The organism is Bifidobacterium felsineum (assembly GCF_002802915.1).
Lineage (GTDB): Bacteria > Actinomycetota > Actinomycetes > Actinomycetales > Bifidobacteriaceae > Bifidobacterium > Bifidobacterium felsineum.
In genome coordinates, this window is sequence record NZ_PEBJ01000001.1 from 406,666 (window position 1) to 426,022 (window position 19,357).

Sequence of the window (19,357 nt, forward strand, 5' to 3'; positions counted from 1 at the left end):
GAATGGTGCCGTTATGAGTGCTCAAGAACAGACCATGAGTCCAGATCAGGATGTCGTCGATCCCCTGAAGATCAATGCCGAGGAATCCGAATCCGAGATCAATGATTCCGGGGAGAACAAGGACGGCGAGCCCAAGCGTGCCGCACGTCCGACTCGTCATGCCATGATCATGCGCGGCATTGTGACGCCTATTTTCGGCCTGTTGGCCGTAGCGTCCGTGGTGTTGGGAGTGTTGAACGCCACGATATGGAAGCCGTCCGCCGAGATCACGGCGACTTCCACCATCACCGGTTCGCGGTACATCGTCACCGACCCGGGTGTGCTGCCGTTGCTTGATCGAAACGTCACGCTGAGCGTGGATTCGGTTTCCTCCAGCAATGAGGTGTGTGTGGCGCTGGGGTCGTCCAAGGATGTAGCCGGTTGGGTGGCTTCCGAATCGTCGTATACACGTATCTCCGGATTGGCCTCCTGGACTTCGCTGGCCACGCAGACCGGCAAGGCGACTGGTCAGGTCGAGGCGACCAGCAGCGAGAATGCCGTGGAGTTCAAAGACTCGGATATGTGGTCTTCGGTCAAGTGCGGCAAGGGTGATGTATCGCTGACCAGTGCCAAGACCACTGATTCCACGATGGCCATTATCGATTTAGGCAAGGGCGCGGCCAGCACGGGTGCCCAGGTGTCGATGCATTGGGTGCGCTCGCAGGTGCCGGACTTCGCCATGCCGTTCTACCTGTCCGGTGGATTGTTGGCTGTGATCGCCGTGCTGTGCGCCTCCGTGTTCGCCATGCCTCCGCACAAGCGCCGCAAGCGTGTGGTGGAAGGCAAGGCCACTATCCATACCGATCTTTCCTTCGCCGAACGTGCCGAGCAGGGGCTTGTGGGAGCTCGACTGCCTGAATCCGTGCCGGCACGTAAGCATCGCCGCCATGCCGCACATCGTCGCGGCGCTGCCGTCGAGGCCGAGCGCGAAATCAACGAGCCTAGCGAACAGGTCGGTACGCCGGTGATTGTGGATCCGGCTTCCCGCAACCTTGTGGCCGATCAGCAGGCCGCCGCGGGCGAGAGCGCGGCCGGTATCCTCCTTGGAGGCAAGGATTCGGCTGCCGAATCCTCAAGTGCCGCTCCAAGCGTTACTGGCTCCGCGGAGTCCGGTGAATTTGCTGTTTCCGCAAAACCTACGGACGAGGAGGCGACTTCCGTCATCACGTCCGACGAATTGGCTGCGTACTTCGCGCGACTGGCGCAGGAAGTGCAGCAATCCAATGAAGCCGCAGGTGATGTCAGCGAACACGGGCAGACGAATGAGAACGAGCAGGAGGAGGGGAACCGATGAACAAACGTTGGAATACGTGGAAAAAGATCGGTGTGGCCATGGCCGCATCCGTGGCGCTGGTGCTGCCTCTGGCCGCTTGCGAAGGTCAGCTGCCCACCCCTACTGCGGCTACTTCTTCCAAAGCTGCTCCGGATTTGACCGAAGCACAGGAAAAGAAGATTCGCACTAAGATCCTGGACACTCTGGCCAAGGCCGATGAAGCACGTTCCGCCGATGGATATAAGGCGGTGATGGGCGGCCCCCAGCTGGAGATTCGCACAAGTCAGGTAACCATCGCTCAGAAGAGCGGCAGCATGAACAAATACGCCACTATTCCGAAGGATATCGCCCAAGTGGTGATTCCCACGGACGATGGTTGGCCGCGTTCCGTGTTCACGATTACCACGACCACCGAGGATCAGCAATCGCAGCGCCTATTGGTCCTGGACCAGAACAGTGCCCGTGAGAACTACAAGCTGGTTGCCATGGCCCGTCTGTTCGATGGTGTGAGCATGCCGAAGTTCGAGGTGCCGACCTCCGGATCCCAGATGGGCACCGCCAAGGATGAAGGTCTGGTGGTCACGCCTACTGAGGCATTGACCCAGTATGCCGATGTGCTGCAGAACGGTTCGAACAGCAAATATGCTTCCACGTTCGCCGATGACATGTTGCGCCAGCGTATCGCCACGCTGACCAGTACGGTGCAGGAAGGCATCGCGCGCAATAACGGCACCCAGTCGCAGACGTTCACTGCGGTGCCGGACCAGATGTGGATTATGCGCACTGCTGATGGCGGCGATTTGGTAGTGGGCCGCATCGATTCCGTATGGACGCGCCAGGCCGGCGATGGTCGTGAGTCGCAGCCAGCTTCCGATGATGAGAAGATTCTCTACAATTCCGATCAATACACCAGCACTATGAAGGTCACCTACGTCAATGTGGTGGCGTTGTATGTGCCTCAATCCGGTGATGGCGCACAAGTCACCGCCGTTGGTGCTGATCGGCAGCCGGTGAAGGTGGAGGCGCTGTAAGCGCTTCAGCAGTCTTCGCCTCCGCCTAACGCTGAGTGGCGACTTATCCGAAGCTCAATTTCGATGCTGGAACTACAATCGGTTCCAGCATCGTTTTGTTATGCGCAAGTATGTGTGACTGTGCGCGGATTTACATGTGGAGGCAGCAATGGCTGATCAGCAATTCAATCCTGGGGTTTCTCTGGCGGGTGCAGTGGACTTGGAAGCATTGAAGCATCAGGTCAAAGCCGAGCCGGGGCAGGCCGGTGGCGCTCCGGCTGCTGGCGGATATGTGATCGACACCACCGAGAACACGTTCCAGGCCATGGTGCAGACCTCCGCCACCTTCCCGATTCTGCTGCTGCTCTGGGTGCCGACCGACGATCGTCTATTCCCGATGGCTCGCGCCCTGGGCGACGCTGTGAATGCGTTGAACGGCAAGATTCAGCTTTCCCGTATTGATATCGCGTCCAATCCCTCCATTGCACAGGCATTGCAAGTGCAGGGTGCCCCTGCCCTGTTTGCGCTGATCGGCGGCCGCCCGATGCCGCTGCTGCAGGGACTGCCGGGCGACGACGAATTGAAGCAGCTGTGTGATGAGGTTATTCCGAAGATCATTCAGGCTGCGTCTCAGGCCGGTGTGAGCGGCACTGCCCCATACTCCGGCGATCCTGATTCCGATGCTGCAAAGAGTGCCGGTGCTGCCGGCGCTGGTGCCGCACAGCAGGTGCCGCCGGAGCATGCGGAGGCGCATCGTTTGGCCGAGGAAGGTGATTACGCCGGTGCCGCTGCCGCATACGAACATGTGCTGGAGATGAACCCGGGCGATGCCCTGGCTGCACGCGAACGTGCCAAAGCCTTGTTGCTGGCCCGCTCCGGCCAAGCCAATGTGCGAGAGGTGCGCGCTGCCGGTGCCGCCGCTCCGGATGATGTTGAGGCGCAACTGGCGGTGGCCGATATCGATATGATCGGCGGTCAGATTCAGGATGCGTTCGACCGTCTGCTGGACTTCCTCGCTGCCGGCCATAAGGCGGATATCGAACCGGTGCGCAAGCGTCTGTTGGAATACTTCGCCATTCCCGAGCCGACGGACGAACGCTTGAAGCGCGCTCGCCGTCGCCTCGCCACGCTGATGTACTGACTCTGTACGTTCTCGCGGTGACTGGCGGCTGGGATATGCCGTTCTCGGGCGTAAAGCATGGCCCGAGCGGCCTGGAGCGATCCCGAGAACGGCATATCCCAGCCGCCAGCTTTGCGAAAAGTCACACCATGCGATTCTTGCCGAAGTAGGGCTGGAATTTCGGGCCGCTTTCAGCAAGTTCGGCTTCGAAATCACCGGCCCACTCATTGAATGGCCTAGCGGCAAGCCCGTCGTTGTTGAATCGGGGCTGATCGGTGATTTCGGTGATGCAGAATTTCGGGATTGTCAGATTGGTCACCGGGCCCGAGCGCTCGGCCTCCGCCACAATAAGCGGCGCATTGGGGCCACCGAACACATCGATGCTCCATCCATCTTCCGCAATCCATACGGAATAACGGTTTTTGATGATCACTTCGCCGCCGCGCTTGATAAGCTCCGCGGCAATACGCGTATCGATTTCTCGCTCGACCTCGTATCGTGTGCCGCCCACGGACGGGCCTTTTACAGTTACATAGGCTTCGGTGAAGCGCTCGCGGTACTGATCAAGAATGGCCAGTGGGTCAACATCGGGTGTCATGTCGACGTGCAGCGTATGTGAGGCGAGGCGTATGCGCAGCGCATAGTTGTCGGCATGCACGTAATAGCTTTGGATGATTAACGTGGGCGTATCGCCGTCATCATATTCTGCCGGCAGCTCACGGCAGAAGAATCGGCGCTCGTATTCGAAGTCATCTGTAAGTTCCGACATAATCCCATTGTAGAGCGGGTTTGCGGGATTGCCGGGAATCTGTGGAATGCAGAGTCATGAGACAATGCGGGCGCGGCCGGTCGGCGCGTGGTGTACAGTAGTGAAGTTGTTCGGGTCCGTAGCTCAGTGGATAGAGCGTCTGTCTCCGGAACAGAAGGTCGAGGGTTCGATCCCCTTTGGGCCCACCATCAAGGTCCTGTTTTCTTTACGAAAGCAGGACCTTTTGCGTACTGTTTGCGTACTGTTTGCGTACTGTGCCGCGCATCGGTTGTGTGCTGGCGCATACCATCCGCGTGCCATACGCGCACTTACTGCCTGTTCCGAGATCAAAACAGGCAGTAAGTGCGCGGCGTATTGGTCGGATCGCGCAGATAATGCCGTTATCAGCCCTGCAACAGGCAGTAAGTGCGCGTTGCTCCAGTACCCTGAGATTTCCCTGAGATAACCATGAAGTTGCCATGAAAGCGGGGGATTGGGCCATGCTGGCATCGCATAATGAAATCGCTACGTAGTGTGTATGCCGAACATGGCTGTACCGCTTCAGGGAGGTGCGATATGACAGGAGTCGAGCGTGTTGCTCAGTTGATGAACCGGCCAAACCGGCGTTGGGTAACGCAGATTCTCATTCTTGTATTATCGCTGGCTTTGGTGCTGGGCGTGGGAATGCTATCCGCGGTGCGTACGAGGCGCAAGGAACAGGATGATGTGGGCGGCTGGCAGGTGAAGCCGCTGAGTATTGCGCACCGGGGTGACGATTCCGCTCCGGAAAACTCCACACATGCGATTGCCAATGCCGGTGCCAACGGTGCTGATTATGCGGAAATCGATGTGCGATTGGACGCCGATGGGGTGCCGGTGGTGTTCCACGATCGTATGACCGGTCGCCTCGCAGCCGATGGGCGCAATGTGCCGGTTAGCAGCTTGAGCACGCATGAGCTGCAGCATATGCACATGCGCCAAAACGGTGAGAACTTCCATGTGCCCACGTTGGACGAGGCGATTATGGCGGCGCAGCACGTCAACGATCATTTGGGATTGCTGCTCGATTTGAAAACCGGGTCGGCGGGTGCGGAACAGCTGACCCATGCGGTTTCCGATGTGATCGAACGACGTGATTTTGCCGGTCGCGTGATGGTGATGGCCGTGAATGATGATGCGATCGCGGCGATGCGCACACTGCATCCCGATTGGCAGATCGGCAAATGTGTGAGCCCTGCCGGGCATCCGGAAGTTGGATGGCCTCGTGACGCCAGCTTTGTGGTGATGCGTGGCAATCGTATGGATCCGGCCATTGTGAGTCGGGCGAATCGCGACAATGTGCCGATTTATGCTGGTGTGAGCGGTGATTATCGGGAAGGTGGCCGTTGCCTGAGAATGGGTGCGGATGGTGTGCTGGGCTCCAGTGCACGCAGCGTGCATGAGCTGGCCAATCGCTTTGCCGTTGACATGCATGGCGGTACGTCAAACCCAAACGTTGAACGACCGGCGTGGCGATAGTTGATTTTGCGGTGTTGGGTCGTACCCGTTGGGTCACGGTGTTGCGACATAGTCGCATGGTTGTATGGCCGCATGGCGGGCATCGTGAATCATGCGTGCGAAGTCAGCCATTAGACTGCAACGTAATCGGCATATGCCGGGAATAACAGGCGCGGCGGCCGGAGTCCGGAGTTTTGTGCGACGGATGGTATGAAATCCGTTCGAATGGAATGGCATCGGATGCCGCTGGCAATGAGAGGACTCGATTATGAGTGAAAAGATGGAAGCCGTAGCCACTTCCGAAGCACCGGCAGCTCTTGGTGCATACAGCCAGGCAGTGAAAGCCAACGGTTTTGTGTTCGTCTCCGGGCAGTTGGGCATTGACCCTGCCACCGGCGAACTGGCTGGCGAGACCGCTGGCGAACAGGCCGCGCAGGCGTTGAAGAATATCAAGCATATCCTTGACACCGCAGGCACTGGCATCGAGCATGTGGTGCGTGCCACCATCTACCTGAAGAACGTTGAGGACTTCAAGGAAGTCGACGCCCGCTACGCCGAGGTGTTCATCGGTTCCGTCAAGCCCGCTCGCGTGGCCTTCGGCAACAATATGATTCCCAAGGGTGCTCTTGTGGAGATTGACGCCATCGCTGTGCTGTGATCGTCTCGGTGTTTTCCCGAATTGCGTCCGAAATTCAGGAAAATAGCCGCATCAGCCTGAATTCCGGACACTGATATGACGTGAGCGTCCGGAATTCGGGGCGCTGCCTCTGATTCCCCGAATTTCGGACGTTTGGAACTGCTCAGTGTACAGAATTCGGGCTGATTGGGTGTTTTTCCCGAATTTTGGATGCTCATGGTCTGAGGCGTACATTCCGAGACGGTTCTGTCAGAGTCTCTTTCCCAACTTAGGTCCCGGGGCGTGCAACAATAGTGGGCATGGCATCCAAAGGAAAACCGTCACCGCGCTCCGCGGTCAGCCCACTCTCTGACGCACAGGTCGCCAAGCTTGCAAAGCGGCATCGGCTGGTCGACCCTATGCACGATTTCCCTACCGGCCCGAATCGTAAGGCCAAGGTTGAGGAAATCAATGCTCAGAATCCCAAAGCGACTAAGCGATTGCTTACCGGTGTCGATGTAGTGTTCAACGCCAGCTGCAAAACTCGCGCCTGGGGTCTGGACCGTGTGCCTGAAGACGGTCCGTTTATTACCGCGGCAAGCCATGTGACGATGTTTGATGTGTTCGTGCCGATGGCCAGCTTGTTCCATATGGGCCGCAGGCCTCGGTATATGGCCAAAGCCGAGATGGCGAAATGGCCGTTGATTGGCAAATGGTTCCAGCTGGTCGGCATGCAGCCGGTGCAGCGCCATTCCGGCAAGGCCAAGCAGATTGAAGAGACTTCCATCGATATCCTGACTTCCGGTAGGCCGCTTACCGTGTGGCCGGAAGGTACGGTGACCCGCGACCCGAAGAAATGGGTGATGAGCATCAAGGAAGGCGTGGCGTATATCGCCTTGGAGTCCTCGCGTCGGCTTGGGCGTCAGGTGCCGCTGTACCTGGCTGTGACATGGGGCGCGGCTTCGATCAATCATTGGTGGCCATGGCCACGCAAGAACGTGGTGATGTGCTACGACCATCAGCTTGATTATTCGGACTTGCTTGTTGACATGGATTCCTGGGGTGAAGAACCCCCGGCTGAAGCGGTTAATGAGCTGATGTGGCGTGTACTGAAGCGTATGAACACAGTGCTTGCCGAGATTCGTGGTGAACAGTTCCCTGCCGAAGGCTATTGGGATTACCGCAGCATGTCTCGCAAGCCTTGGCCGGCAGCCGGAGGTCAGTTCCCCGCCGGCGAAGTGGAGTAGCATTGCACAAGATGCAGTGAAGCTTGAAGTTCAGACAGTAGGAGCAAATGGTATGGGTAAAAAGGTAACGGTTCTTGGTGCAGGAGCATGGGGTACCGCCTTCGGCCAGGTTCTGGCCGACGCCGGCAACGATGTGACCATGTGGGCCATCGAGCCTGAAATCGTGGAAGGCATTCGTGATCATCATCGCAACGCAGTGCGCTTGCCTTCGGTGGAGAAGCTGCCGGACAACATGACCGCCACCGGTGATCGCGCCGAAGCAGTCAAGGACGCCGAAATCATCGTGGTGGCCATCGCCGCTCAGTTCGCGCGCATCGCGCTCGCCGAGTTCAAGGGGCTCATTCCCGAGAACGCCATCGTAGTCAGCCTGATGAAGGGCATCGAGCGCAAGACCAACAAGCGTATGGACGAAGTGGTGCGCGAGGCTCTGGATTTGTCGGCGGATCGTTTTGCCGCCATCTCCGGACCGAACCTGTCCAAGGAAATCGCCGACCGTCACCCGGCTGCCACCGTGGTGGGTTGCGCGAACCTCGACAATGCCAAGAAAGTGGCCGAAACCTGCACTACCAGCTACTTCAAGCCATTCGTGACCAATGATGTAATCGGCTTGGAAATGTGCGGCAGCCTGAAGAACGTCACCGCGCTCGCCGTGGGTATGGCTCGCGGTGCCGGCTACGGCGAGAACACCGCCGCCATGATCGAAACCCGTGGCCTTGCCGAACTGACCGCTCTTGGTGCCGCAGCCGGTGCCGATCCGAAGACCTTCGCTGGACTCGCTGGCGTGGGCGATTTGATCGCCACCTGCGGCTCCCCGTTGTCCCGCAACTATACGTTCGGCTCCAACCTCGGCAAGGGCATGAGCGTGGAGGAGGCCACCAAGGTGAGCAACGGCGTGGCCGAAGGCGTGCCTACCACGGATGCTGTGGTCGCGCTTGGCAAGCAGCTCGGCGTACCGACCCCGCTGGCCTATCAGATGAGCCGTGTGCTCAACGAAGGCATTTCTTGCTCTGAAATGTTATCTGGATTGTTTGGCCGTGAGGTCACGGCCGAGTAGGCTACCAATAGGTTGATTCGCTGATAATCGCGAAGAAGTTATCAAAGGATGGTTATGGCCAAGAAGCGTATTGTGGTCCTTTACGGTGGCCGCGCAGATGAGCATTCTATTTCGTGCATCTCCACTGCCGGCGTACTGAATGCATTGGATACCGAGCGTTTTGAGCCGATTCCGGTCGGCATCACCAAAGATGGCAAGTGGATTGTAAACGGTGAGGATCCGCGCGGTTGGGCGCTGGATGGAGGTGAACTGCCGACGGTGAAGATTACCCCGGAATCCCGCCCGGTGCTGATCGACCCTTCCCGTGGCAAGGATGGTTTCTTCGCCGGTGCGCCTGAGCATCTCAACGGTTCCGATTCCAATCTTGTCAGCCTGAATGACCCGGAAATGCGCCATACGCTGACCTCCCTCGGCCATGTGGATGCCGTGTTGCCGGTGCTGCACGGTCCCTATGGTGAAGATGGTACGGTTCAGGGTCTGCTGGAAATGATGGGTGTGCCGTACGTGGGTTGTGGCGTATTCGCCTCCGCCGCTTGCATGGACAAGCACTACACCAAGATTGTGCTTAACGCCGCCGGTATTCCCACGGCTCCTGGCATCATGGTGGACGCCCGCAACTTCACCGCTGCCGATGTGCTCGACAAGGTTGAAGCCGCCGGACTCGCCTACCCGCTGTTCGTCAAGCCTTCCCGCGCCGGCTCCAGCTTCGGTGTGACCAAGGTCGAGAAGGCCGAGGATCGCGAAACCCAGCAGGATAAGCTGGCCGCCGCTGTGGCCACTGCCGGCGAGCACGATTGGAAGGTGTTGATTGAGCAGGGCATCGACGGCCGTGAAATCGAATGCGCCGTGCTGTGTCCGAAGGCCGGCGAAGAGCCTGAGGCCAGCTGGCCGGGTGAAATCGTGCTCGATCATCAGGACGATGACCAGTTCTACGACTTCGATTCCAAGTACATGGATGCTTCCGCCAGCCATGTGGAAGTGCCGGCCAACCTGCCGGTCAGCGTTCTGGAAGATGTGCGTGACGTGGCTCGCCGTGCCTTCAAGGCCGTGGATGGCGCTGGTCTGAGCCGCGTGGACACGTTCGTGACCCCGGACGGCACGGTGATGGTCAACGAGATCAACACGATGCCGGGCTTCACTCCGATTTCCATGTACCCCAAGGCTTGGGAGGCCACCGGAGTCGGCTACACCGAGCTCATCACCCGCCTTATCGAAGGCGTGCTGCGCTAAGCGTCCGATAATTTCGGGAGAAATCCCAAGTTCGTGAGAATAAGCCACTGATGTTGATTCAGTGGCTTATTTTTTCGCAGTTTTGCCATACTTCGTGAAAATAAGCCGCTGAGTAATCGTCAGTGGTGCCTTTTCACGAAATCAAGAATGATTTCGAAAATGTAAGCCACTGAGCAACGGTCAGTGGCGTCTTTTCACGAGGTCGGGAATCATTTCGTGAAAATAAGCCGCTAGGGGGTAGGTAGTAATTAATTAGCGAATTAATTAATTCACTAACGGATTGCCGTCGATCCACAGCGCAGACTACGTAATTGACATATCGTCAGTAAATGTCACTAATTCATTTGTAGTTTCCTTTTGTTCAACAGATGTACCGCAAACAGTGAAAACAGTTCACCTGAGCGCCAGTGTCGGGACAGATAACCCGCATACCTTCATGTTTTGGAATTATGGGCCGCGCGGATTCGTCGCCAACCACGTACGAGCCAAGCGCGAATACAAGCCCCGACTCCCAAGACATGGCTCATCAAGCTGTGTCCGGATGAATGTTGAGCAAAGGAATAATCAATGAACAACCTGCGTAAGATTGCGGTTGCCTCTGTGGCTGCCGTGCTCGCGTTCTCGATGGCCGCTTGCGGCTCCTCTAGCGCTTCCTCCGATGGCAACTCCGGTTCCACCGGCAAGGCCGTGAAGGTGAACGAAAAGTCCGCCAAGGCCACCTCCCTTTCCGATTTCGGCACTATGGACGACCTGGTCAAGGCCGCTGAAGAAGAAGGTGCCCTGAACGTCATCGCTCTGCCCCACGATTGGTCCAACTACGGCGAAGTGATCAGCACCTTCAAGAAGAAGTACCCGAAGATCAAGATCACCGAGCTCAACCCGAACGCTTCCTCCAAGGAAGAGCTCGACGCTGCCAAGACCAACAAGGGCACCGACGCCGCCCCTGACGTGTTCGATGTCGGCCAGTCCATCGCCGCCACCTCCACCGACGCTTTCGCTCCGTACAAGGTGCAGGCTTGGGACAAGATCCCGGACGAGAACAAGGACGCCAACGGCGCTTACTACGCCGACTACACCGGCATCATGTCCATCGGCTGGAACAAGGACAAGTACGGCGACATCAAGTCCCTGAACGACCTGCTCGATCCGAAGTTCGCCGGCACCGTGGCCCTGAACGGCAAGCCCGCCGAGGCTGGCGCTGCCTTCAACGGCTACCTGATGGTCAACCAGCTCGCTGGCGGCGACATCAACAACCTGCAGCCTGGCCTTGACTTCTTCAAGAAGCTCAAGGATTCCGGCAACCTGACCACCGTTGACGTGACCAACGGCACCATCGACTCCGGCCAGACCGGTGTGGTGATGGACTGGACCTACAACCAGGCTTCCTACAAGAAGGAACTGAAGTCCAAGGGCGTGAACTGGGAGTACAAGACCTTCCCGAAGGCTCAGGTCGTCAGCTACTACAACCAGGCCATCAACAAGGACGCTCCGCACCCGGCCGCCGCTCGCCTCTGGGAAGAGTACCTGTACACCGCTGAAGCTCAGAACCTGTGGTTCAAGGGTGGCGCCAACCCGGTGCTGCTGGATTCCATGAAGCAGGACGGCACTGTTGATCAGGACACTCTGAAGGACGCCGTGACCATCGAAGGCAAGCCGGTTTCCTACTCCAACGATGATGCCAACCGCATCACCGAATGGCTCCAGAACAACTGGGACAAGACGATCGGCAACTGAGAGTAAGCCTCTCGGGAATAAGGTCTGAACATATTATGACCGCTGCAATCGCACAGAACGGGCCTGCCGCCGCCAAGGCGGCGGGTCCTTCCGCATCTTCTGCCTCCTCAGCGCTGGCCAAGCATCGTCAGGAACTCGGCACTATCGCCGTCTCCCTGCCGTTCTTCGCCTACACTGCATGCTTCCTGCTGGCACCTACGGTGATTGTGATCGTCGGTGCCTTCCAAGATCGCAATGGCGCTTTTACCCTCGCGAACTTCAATAACCTGTTCGCGCCGAACACCATCGCCGCATTCATCACCTCCATCCTGGTCTCCATCGCATCCTCGGTGATCGGCGCCGTGGTAGGTGGCCTCGCCTCCTACGCGCTGGTGATCGGTGCCAAGCCGAACGGCCTGCTGCGCCGCATGGTCTCCGCCATCTCCTCCGTACTCGCCCAGTTCGGCGGCGTGATGCTGGCATTCGCATTCATCGCCACCATCGGCATCAACGGCATCGGTACCATGCTGATCAAGACCTTGACCGGATACACCGTGAACCCGAATTGGCTGAGCTCCCTGCCCGGTCTGATCACGATTTACTGCTACTTCCAGATTCCACTGATGATCATCATCTTCCTGCCAGCGGTCGATTCGATTCGCCCGCAGTGGCGTGAAGCCTGCGAATCCTTAGGCGGCAACACCTTCCAGTACTGGACGCGTGTGGCCCTGCCGATTCTGGCACCCCGCTTCATCTCCGCGTTCCTGCTGCTGTTCGCCTCCGCGTTCTCCGCATATGCCACCGCAGCCGCCTTGTTCTCTCAGCGCTCGATTCTGGTGCCGCTGATGATTCAGGGTGCTATGCGTAACGAAATGGATGCCAACCAGCAGGGCTTCGCACAGGTGCTGGCATTCGCAATGATTGTGGTCGTGGCCATTGTGATGCTGCTGAGCCACGCTGTAGAAAAGAGGGCCGGACGTTGGCAGTGAACGAAACCTCTACGACGAGTGAAACGACTGCCGTGGCTGCTGCAGCTTCCGCAGTGAAGCCGCCGCAGCTGCGTGCCGCACGCGTGCGCAAGCAGAGCATCATCAAGTTCGTGATTCTGTTCGTGACGCTGGCCTTCCTGTTCGTGCCGTTGCTGGCCATGCTGATCTTCACCCTGCGCCATCCGCTGTCCGGTCGCTGGTCCGCCGCTCCTTGGATTGCGATTTTCACCGGTAACGGCGAATCCTTGGGCGCTGATCTGACCGTGTTGTGGCAGGGTCTTGGCACCTCGCTGGCGCTGAGCGTGGTCACTGTGGTGCTCATGCTGCTGCTCATGGTCCCCACGATGGTGATTGTGCACATCCGTTCCAAGGCATTGGAGCGCGCAATCGAATGGGTGGCAACCCTGCCGCTGACCATTCCGGCCATCGTGCTGGTCGTGGGTCTGGGCCCGATCTATCGCTGGCTGTCCGCCGATGTGCTCAACACCAACCCGATTTGGCTGTGCTTCGCCTATGTGATCCTGGTTATGCCGTTCGCCTTCCGTGCGATTGCAGTGGGTCTGAATTCCATCGACGTGAAGACCTTGGTTGAGGCCTCTCGTTCGCTTGGCGCCTCGTGGCCGAAGGTCTTCTTCCGCGTGATCATCCCGAACCTGTGGCAGTCGATTCTCTCTGCCTCCTTCATTTCCATCGCTGTGGTGCTGGGCGAATACACCGTCGCCTCGCTGCTCGGCCGTATGAACCTGCAGGTCGCGCTCTACCAGCTCGGCCAATCCAACTCTCAAATCTCCACCGCCATGTCGCTGCTTGCCTTGCTCTTCGGCGTGGTGCTGCTCGTCGCGCTCGATCTGATCTCCGACGCGATGCGCAAGTCTAAGGAAGGTAAGTAAAACCATGACCGTAGAACGCAATACTGCGACTACTCCTATCGCTGCCAGCGCTGCTGCCACTGAAGACGCGTTCAAGAACGACCCAACCGCGACCCTTGAGGGCGTGAAGGGTAAGGACGTGACCAAGGCCGCCAAGGCGCTGCTGAAGGACTCTGCCAAGCGCGGCGGCGGTTCCATCCAGATGCAGGATGTTGTCAAGATCTACCCCGGTGCCAACAAGCGCGCATTGGATGATTTCAACCTGGACATCAAGCCCGGCGAAATGGTTGTGCTGCTCGGTGGTTCCGGTTGCGGCAAGTCCACGGCCCTGCGCTCCTTGGCCGGCCTTGAAGACATTCAGGGTGGCCGCATCATGGTTGGCGGCCAGGATGTGACCGGCGTGCCGGTGAACAAGCGTGAGATGGCCATGGTGTTCCAGGCTTACTCCCTCTTCCCGCATATGACCGCACTCGAAAACGTGGAATTCGGTCTCGAAGTACGTGGTGTGAGCAAGGAAGAGCGCCGCAAGGTTGCCATGGAGCAGCTGGAACTGGTGGGTCTGGCCGATCAGGCCAAGAAGTACACCCAGCAGATGTCCGGCGGCCAGCAGCAGCGTGTGGCCCTGGCCCGCGCACTGGCCATCAAGCCACGCGTGCTGCTGTTGGATGAGCCGCTTTCCGCACTGGACGCCAAGGTGCGTGTGCAGTTGCGCGACCAGATTCGCCGCATTCAGCTCAGCACCGGCACCACCACCGTGTTCGTGACCCACGATCAGGAGGAAGCCCTGGCTGTGGCCGATCGCATCGGCGTGATGAACAAGGGCAAGATCGAGCAGATCGCCGCCCCGCAGGACCTCTACCAGCGCCCAGCCACCGAATACGTGGCAACCTTCATCGGCCTGACCAACCGTCTGCCTGGCGCCTCCAACGGTGAGGAGGCCGTGGTCTTCGGCCAGCGTCTGCCGTTGATTGCCGGCTCCGCCAAGGGTGATTCGGTCGCCGTGCTGGTACGCCCGGAGAACCTCGCGCTGTCGCTGCCTGACCAATACGATTCCAAGGTCGGCGAGCACGCCCGCGTGGAGGTCATCCACTTCCTCGGCTCCCTGGTGCGTGTGGACACCGTGATTACGTCTAGCGAATTCCAGCGCTGGAACAAGGGCGAACAGCTCAAGGTCACCGTGCAGCTGCCGGCTAACGAACTGCCTGCCGGTTTGGCTTCTGGCGACGACGTGATTATCACGCCGCGCCCGGTCGCCGCGCTCGCTTGCTGATTTCTCGCTGATTTTTTGATAGCTAGATAGAATGAGCCGCCAGCAGTAATGCCGGTGGCTCATTTTTTCGTAAATAACGCTGTCTTCGTGAAAACAAGCCACTGAGTCATTGTCAGTGGCTTAAATTTTCGAAACGAGGCCATAGTTCGTGAAAATGAACTGATGACGACGACTCAGTGGCGTATTTTCATGAATTGTGTGTTTCTATCGAGAATTTAAGCCACTGAGTATCCGTCAGCGGCTCTTTTTCACGAAGTGAGGTGTTAAATTGAGAATTTAAGCCGCTACCGTTGCCGCATTGTGTGCCGTATCCTTAAGAACAAGAGATTCGAGCCGTACCGAGTGGGGGATGAGTATGAGCCAGCCAATGCCGCAGCCCGATGAATCGCAGCAACAGTCAACGCCGCCTCTGCCACAACACAATCTTCAGCAACCGCAACAGTCGGGAACGCCCCAGCAGCCGCAACTTCAGCAGCCCGAGCCCCAACCCCAGCGCAACTGGTGGTTCGTGGCTCATCGTCGTTTCGCGCTGATTGGCGCCGCGCTCACGGTGATGATGGTGTTTTGGCTTGGATTGAACTTCTTGGCCACCGGCGCTTTGCACCAGTTCTTCGGCGCCAATGCGCCTGCCTGGGCATTTTTACTGGCCTCCTCGGGCCCTCTTTATGTGGTGGCGATGCCTCTGAGCATGCTGATCTTCAGGTTGGTGCCGGCGATCAAAACCCGCCAGTACTCTATGAAGTCCAATGAATTCATTCAATTGCTCATCATGTGCGTGCCCGTGATGTATGCGGGCAGTTTCATTGGTAATATCCTCTCCGCTGTAATGACGGATGGTCAGGCCACTAATAGGCTCACGGGCTTGATGGCGGAGAACGACTGGTGGATGAATGCGCTTTTTATCGGCATTCTGGCCCCAATATTTGAGGAATGGATTTGCCGTAAGGAAATCATCTCCCGCACCCGCCGGTATGGGGAGAAAACCGCGATCGTCTTTTCGTCGTTGGCGTTCGCCCTGTTCCATATGAATCTGTTCCAGTTCTTCTATGCGTTTGGTCTGGGACTGATTCTTGGATATGTGTACACGCGCACCTCGAAGCTTCGCTACACCATAGCCATACATATGCTGATTAATCTCAACGGAAGCGTACTTGCTCCAATGCTGCTTCGCTTGGTTGATCCCAAGCTGTTGAGCGGGCAGATGAGCCAAAGCGAGATCATGCGTATGACGGAGAGCGGCAACTCCGTCGGTTTGGAGATATTCGGATTCTATTCAATGGCAATGTTCGCTCTGATTATTGCCGGCGTCGTGCTGTTGGTGCGTTGGTTCAAGCAACGACGCTGGGAATTCTATCCCGCCCCCGAAGAGCTGCCGGCTGGTCTCAAGGTGCGTACCGCATATGCGAATCCCGGTGTGATTGTCTACATACTGCTGACCGTGGGATTGACTGTGTGGATGCTGTTTGTGTAAGGCATCCGATAGTTGCGTCGATATGGAAACAGCCAAGACTCAATGCAGTCTTGGCTGTTTCCATATGTGCTGCTCTTACAGGTTGTCGGACGAACCGCCGTCCTCCACCAGATACTGCTGATCTGATTCCGCGATGGCTCGAGCGGCCTTGTCGCGAATCGTGGAGAGCAGCACTCCTTGGCGTGCGAACAGCAGCACCTCGCCGGTAATGCCATACGGCGAGAACCCAGTGAACTTCACCAGCGGTGGTTGTCCTTCAAGAGCCACATCCGCAGTGGCCTTACTGACGAGCCCTAAAATATCGCGGCTCACGGTATCTGGATTGCTGGAGGCTTTCGCCGTGAATTCAAGCTTCGTCATGCTTTCGGTCAGTGGAGCCAGTTTGGTCAGGGCCGCCGTATTGAGCACGGAATTCGGAATAACCATGATGTCGCCGCCACGTGTGCGGACGGCGGTGTGACGCCACGTAATATCGTGCACAACGCCGGTCACGCCCTGCACTGTCACCAAATCACCCGGCTGAATCACGCGGCCAAGCATCAGACCAAAGCCGCCGATTACATTCGCGATTGTATCCTTGAGGCCCAGGGAGAGGGCAACGCCGCCGACGCCAAGGGCGGTGACCAGCGTGGTCGGATTGATGCCGAACACTGGTTGCAGCACCATCGCGATTGCCGCCACCCAAATCAGCACACGCGTCAGATTCACGAAAATCGAAGCGCTGGGAATCTGGGAGTTATCCAGCACTTTTCTCAGCAGACGGCTCAGGAAGCGGTCGGCAACGAATGCCACCGCAATCATCAGCACCAGCCAAATCAATCGACCGGCATTCGCATGGAACCATTGCGCAACGTTTACTTCAAAATCACCCATACTGCCCACTGTATCGGGTGATTTGGGCGAAGCTGTGGAGAATGGTGGAGGTTCGCTGAATATAAAGATATAAAACGGCCGCACGGCTGTTTTCGATGACCGGCGGCCGTCTGCCCGTTACTCCTGGTGCTCGCGGCAGGTCTGGCCGAGCCCTCGAGCCAAGCGGATCGGATCGAGAATCTCATCCAGCTGCTCGGCCGGCAGATTGGTGCGCTCGCCAGCCACCTCGCGCACCGAACGGCCGGAGTGCACGGCTTCGGCCGCGATGTCGGCGGCCTTCTCGTAGCCGATGTAATGGTTAAGCGCGGCGGCGATGGATGGCGAGGACTGTGCGTACGCGCGGCCGATTTCGGCGTTGATCTCAATGCCTTCCACGCAATTGATGCGGAAGATGGTCATGGCGCGTGTCAGCAGCGCCATGCCGGTGAGCAACTCGTGCACCATCACCGGATCGAACGCGTTGAGCTGCAACTGGCCTTCGGCAACCGCCCAATTCACAGTCACATCCATGCCGAAAATCGTGAAGCAGCACTGGTTCACGCATTCGGGAATCACCGGATTCACCTTGGCGGGCATAATCGATGAACCGGCTTGGCGTGCCGGAACATTGAGATCATTGAAACCGCAACGCGGGCCGGAATTGAGCAGGCGTAGATCGTCGGCGGCCTTCTTCAGGTGCACGGCCAGGCTTTTGACGGCGGCGGACGTGGCCACATAGGCTCCCATATCGGTCATGGCGGCCACGGGGTCGGGAGCCGCGGTGATGGGCAGGCCGGTGATATTGGCCAGATGCTCGGTTGCGGATTTGCGGAAGCGCAGGTCCGCGCAGATGCCGGTGCCGATGGCGGTTGCGCCGAGATTCAATTGGGCCAGTAAAGGTACCACGCGGTCGAACGCCGCCAAATCGGACTTCAACAGCGTGGCGAAAGCGTGGAACTCTTGGCCGTATGTCATGGGCACGGCGTCCTGAAGCTGCGTGCGGCCGATGGTCACGTCATTGATGTGTTTGTCCGCCAGATCATGGAAGGCCTTGGCAAGCTTCTTCGTGGCCTCGGCCAACGGTCCAATAGCGTCAATCAATGCAAGCTTGCAAGCGGCCGGGTAGGTGTCATTGGTGGATTGGGATTCGTTGACGTCGTCGTTCGGGTGGATATACGTATAGTCGCCACGCTTATGCCCGGAGATTTCCAGCGCGCGATTGGCGATGACCTCATTCATGTTCATGTTCGCCGAAGTGCCGGCACCGCCTTGCATCACGTCCACGGGGAACTGGTCGGCCAGCTTGCCGAGCTCGATCTCCTGGCAAGCCTGGCGAATTGCCTCGGCCTTGGTGTGATCCAGGAGGCCAAGCTCCTCGTTGGCGATGGCGCATGCGCGCTTTACCGTGGCATAGGCTCGAATCAGCTCGGGATGCTGGCCGTCCGTGATGCCGGAAACAGGGAAGTTCTCGATGGCGCGCTGGGTGTGGATGCCCCAATACACATTGTTCGGCACTTCCTTCGTGCCGATGCAGTCATGTTCCAAACGGGTTGTGTTCTGTTCGCTCATACTGTCCATCTTCCTGTGTGCGAGGCTGAAACGCCAGCACTGCGGCAGATTGCGCCTTGTGAGAAACCTCTCAGAATGGTCCTAAGGTTTATTAGGCGTTCGGTTTTGCGAGGTATGCGCAAAGATGCGGTTCCAGTAGGTGAGCATATTCTCGCGGCTCATGGCCAGATAAATGCCCATGGCCAGCACGGCCACATCTTCCTTGAGCAGATCCTTGAGCTCGATGGTGTCACTCAATTCCGGCCAGCGCTGCAGTACGGACAGCATGCCGCCAACGGAGAATTCGACCATCAGATCGGTTTTCAGGTCAAGGTTGTCCGGATCCTTTTGCAGCATGCTGATCATCTGCAGGCGGGCGAAGTCGCGCAATGATTCGCCGAGTTCAACCGTGCTGTGGGGGCCGGCGAGCAAAGCCAATCGGTCGAGACGCCGATGTTGATTGGGGTCGGATAGCAGGGCGGTAACGCGCTCGCGCCATTGTTCCTCCGGATCGCCGCTTGGGTCAGGGGCTTGATTGATTGGAATGGCCTCCACCTGATGCATGATGGCGGAATCGGCCAGTTCGGGGAGACTGGAGAAGTGGTAATAGAAGGAATTGCGGTTCACGCCGGCTTCGTGCACCACGTCGGTGACGGTGATTTTGCGATAGTCGCGGTCGGCAAGTAGTTCCCAGAAAGCGTTTTCGAGTCGGTCTTTGGCGGGAAGCACTTCGGAGTCATGGCGTGGGCGTGACATTGTTTCCTCTTCGTTCCTCGTGATTGCTGGTTGTTGATTTCCTCTGTTCTGATGT

The 19,357-nt window shown here is 58.0% G+C and carries 17 protein-coding genes and 1 tRNA gene; 14 read left to right on the forward strand and 4 right to left on the reverse strand.

Annotation, left to right across the window (positions count from 1 at the left end; genetic code table 11):
* Positions 1-163: 163 nt before the first annotated feature.
* The 3 genes from CSQ86_RS01555 (at position 164) to CSQ86_RS01565 (ending at position 3,463) form a co-directional block, all read left to right on the forward strand.
* Positions 164-1,333, forward strand: coding sequence for a hypothetical protein (locus CSQ86_RS01555; protein WP_423734799.1), 1,170 nt, complete (start codon positions 164-166; stop codon positions 1,331-1,333).
* Positions 1,330-2,343: a DUF8094 domain-containing protein gene (locus tag CSQ86_RS01560; RefSeq protein WP_100493379.1), complete on the forward strand. Its 1,014-nt coding sequence runs from the start codon at positions 1,330-1,332 to the stop codon at positions 2,341-2,343. The genes CSQ86_RS01555 and CSQ86_RS01560 overlap by 4 nt, the downstream gene beginning before the upstream one ends.
* Positions 2,344-2,491: 148 nt before the next feature.
* Complete coding sequence (locus CSQ86_RS01565) at positions 2,492-3,463, forward strand: tetratricopeptide repeat protein (protein WP_100493380.1); 972 nt, start codon at positions 2,492-2,494, stop codon at positions 3,461-3,463.
* Between the two features lie 121 nt (positions 3,464-3,584).
* On the opposite strand, the gene CSQ86_RS01570 is transcribed toward CSQ86_RS01565, so the two are convergent.
* The gene (locus tag CSQ86_RS01570) at positions 3,585-4,211 is read right to left on the reverse strand and encodes a CYTH domain-containing protein (protein WP_100493381.1); all 627 of its coding nucleotides are present in this window, start codon (positions 4,209-4,211) and stop codon (positions 3,585-3,587) included.
* A 112-nt stretch (positions 4,212-4,323) separates the two neighbouring features.
* On the opposite strand from CSQ86_RS01570, the gene CSQ86_RS01575 reads away from it, so the two are divergent.
* The 11 genes from CSQ86_RS01575 to CSQ86_RS01625 all read left to right on the forward strand — a co-directional run bounded on the left by CSQ86_RS01575 (position 4,324) and on the right by CSQ86_RS01625 (position 16,146).
* Positions 4,324-4,399 (forward strand) — tRNA-Arg (locus tag CSQ86_RS01575).
* A gap of 367 nt (positions 4,400-4,766) precedes the next feature.
* On the forward strand, positions 4,767-5,708 hold the full coding sequence (locus tag CSQ86_RS01580; RefSeq protein WP_165773696.1) for a glycerophosphodiester phosphodiesterase family protein: 942 nt from the start codon (positions 4,767-4,769) through the stop codon (positions 5,706-5,708).
* Positions 5,709-5,955: 247 nt separating this feature from the next.
* Complete coding sequence (locus tag CSQ86_RS01585; protein ID WP_033890612.1) at positions 5,956-6,345, forward strand: Rid family detoxifying hydrolase; 390 nt, start codon at positions 5,956-5,958, stop codon at positions 6,343-6,345.
* 278 nt (positions 6,346-6,623) lie between these two features.
* Positions 6,624-7,550 carry a lysophospholipid acyltransferase family protein gene (locus CSQ86_RS01590; RefSeq protein WP_100493383.1) on the forward strand — a complete coding sequence of 309 codons (927 nt, stop codon included), beginning with the start codon at positions 6,624-6,626 and terminating at the stop codon, positions 7,548-7,550.
* A gap of 52 nt (positions 7,551-7,602) precedes the next feature.
* Positions 7,603-8,604, forward strand: a complete 1,002-nt coding sequence (locus CSQ86_RS01595) for an NAD(P)H-dependent glycerol-3-phosphate dehydrogenase (RefSeq protein WP_100493384.1) — start codon at positions 7,603-7,605, stop codon at positions 8,602-8,604.
* A 54-nt stretch (positions 8,605-8,658) separates the two neighbouring features.
* Positions 8,659-9,834, forward strand: a complete 1,176-nt coding sequence (locus tag CSQ86_RS01600; RefSeq protein ID WP_100493385.1) for a D-alanine--D-alanine ligase family protein — start codon at positions 8,659-8,661, stop codon at positions 9,832-9,834.
* A gap of 567 nt (positions 9,835-10,401) precedes the next feature.
* Positions 10,402-11,568 carry an ABC transporter substrate-binding protein gene (locus tag CSQ86_RS01605; protein ID WP_100493386.1) on the forward strand — a complete coding sequence of 389 codons (1,167 nt, stop codon included), beginning with the start codon at positions 10,402-10,404 and terminating at the stop codon, positions 11,566-11,568.
* Positions 11,569-11,603: 35 nt separating this feature from the next.
* Positions 11,604-12,536, forward strand: coding sequence for an ABC transporter permease (locus CSQ86_RS01610; RefSeq protein WP_100493387.1), 933 nt, complete (start codon positions 11,604-11,606; stop codon positions 12,534-12,536).
* A complete protein-coding gene (locus CSQ86_RS01615; RefSeq protein ID WP_423734800.1) occupies positions 12,533-13,426 on the forward strand; it encodes an ABC transporter permease in 894 nt (297 codons plus the stop codon). The genes CSQ86_RS01610 and CSQ86_RS01615 overlap by 4 nt, the downstream gene beginning before the upstream one ends.
* 4 nt (positions 13,427-13,430) lie before the next feature.
* Positions 13,431-14,675 (forward strand): ABC transporter ATP-binding protein, encoded by a 1,245-nt coding sequence (locus tag CSQ86_RS01620; protein WP_165773697.1) that lies wholly within the window; start codon positions 13,431-13,433, stop codon positions 14,673-14,675.
* A 355-nt stretch (positions 14,676-15,030) separates the two neighbouring features.
* Positions 15,031-16,146: a CPBP family intramembrane glutamic endopeptidase gene (locus CSQ86_RS01625; protein WP_240542278.1), complete on the forward strand. Its 1,116-nt coding sequence runs from the start codon at positions 15,031-15,033 to the stop codon at positions 16,144-16,146.
* 75 nt (positions 16,147-16,221) lie between these two features.
* On the opposite strand, the gene CSQ86_RS01630 is transcribed toward CSQ86_RS01625, so the two are convergent.
* The 3 genes from CSQ86_RS01630 to CSQ86_RS01640 all read right to left on the reverse strand — a co-directional run bounded on the left by CSQ86_RS01630 (position 16,222) and on the right by CSQ86_RS01640 (position 19,302).
* Entirely contained in the window at positions 16,222-17,019 is a 798-nt protein-coding gene (locus CSQ86_RS01630; RefSeq protein WP_100493389.1) for a mechanosensitive ion channel family protein, read from the reverse strand.
* A gap of 117 nt (positions 17,020-17,136) precedes the next feature.
* A complete protein-coding gene (locus CSQ86_RS01635) occupies positions 17,137-18,567 on the reverse strand; it encodes an aspartate ammonia-lyase (protein ID WP_100493390.1) in 1,431 nt (476 codons plus the stop codon).
* Between the two features lie 81 nt (positions 18,568-18,648).
* Positions 18,649-19,302 carry a TetR/AcrR family transcriptional regulator gene (locus CSQ86_RS01640; RefSeq protein ID WP_100493391.1) on the reverse strand — a complete coding sequence of 218 codons (654 nt, stop codon included), beginning with the start codon at positions 19,300-19,302 and terminating at the stop codon, positions 18,649-18,651.
* Positions 19,303-19,357: the final 55 nt, after the last annotated feature.

Coding starts and splice junctions, on each gene's coding strand:
- CSQ86_RS01555 (WP_423734799.1), top strand. CDS start 164: ATGATCATGCGCGGCATTGTGACGCCTATTTTCGGCCTGTTGGCCGTA.
- CSQ86_RS01565 (WP_100493380.1), top strand. CDS start 2,492: ATGGCTGATCAGCAATTCAATCCTGGGGTTTCTCTGGCGGGTGCAGTG.
- CSQ86_RS01570 (WP_100493381.1), bottom strand. CDS start 4,211: ATGTCGGAACTTACAGATGACTTCGAATACGAGCGCCGATTCTTCTGC.
- CSQ86_RS01585 (WP_033890612.1), top strand. CDS start 5,956: ATGAGTGAAAAGATGGAAGCCGTAGCCACTTCCGAAGCACCGGCAGCT.
- CSQ86_RS01600 (WP_100493385.1), top strand. CDS start 8,659: ATGGCCAAGAAGCGTATTGTGGTCCTTTACGGTGGCCGCGCAGATGAG.
- CSQ86_RS01640 (WP_100493391.1), bottom strand. CDS start 19,302: ATGTCACGCCCACGCCATGACTCCGAAGTGCTTCCCGCCAAAGACCGA.
- CSQ86_RS01560 (WP_100493379.1), top strand. CDS start 1,330: ATGAACAAACGTTGGAATACGTGGAAAAAGATCGGTGTGGCCATGGCC.
- CSQ86_RS01595 (WP_100493384.1), top strand. CDS start 7,603: ATGGGTAAAAAGGTAACGGTTCTTGGTGCAGGAGCATGGGGTACCGCC.
- CSQ86_RS01635 (WP_100493390.1), bottom strand. CDS start 18,567: ATGAGCGAACAGAACACAACCCGTTTGGAACATGACTGCATCGGCACG.
- CSQ86_RS01625 (WP_240542278.1), top strand. CDS start 15,031: ATGAGCCAGCCAATGCCGCAGCCCGATGAATCGCAGCAACAGTCAACG.
- CSQ86_RS01610 (WP_100493387.1), top strand. CDS start 11,604: ATGACCGCTGCAATCGCACAGAACGGGCCTGCCGCCGCCAAGGCGGCG.
- CSQ86_RS01630 (WP_100493389.1), bottom strand. CDS start 17,019: ATGGGTGATTTTGAAGTAAACGTTGCGCAATGGTTCCATGCGAATGCC.
- CSQ86_RS01620 (WP_165773697.1), top strand. CDS start 13,431: ATGACCGTAGAACGCAATACTGCGACTACTCCTATCGCTGCCAGCGCT.
- CSQ86_RS01580 (WP_165773696.1), top strand. CDS start 4,767: ATGACAGGAGTCGAGCGTGTTGCTCAGTTGATGAACCGGCCAAACCGG.
- CSQ86_RS01605 (WP_100493386.1), top strand. CDS start 10,402: ATGAACAACCTGCGTAAGATTGCGGTTGCCTCTGTGGCTGCCGTGCTC.
- CSQ86_RS01590 (WP_100493383.1), top strand. CDS start 6,624: ATGGCATCCAAAGGAAAACCGTCACCGCGCTCCGCGGTCAGCCCACTC.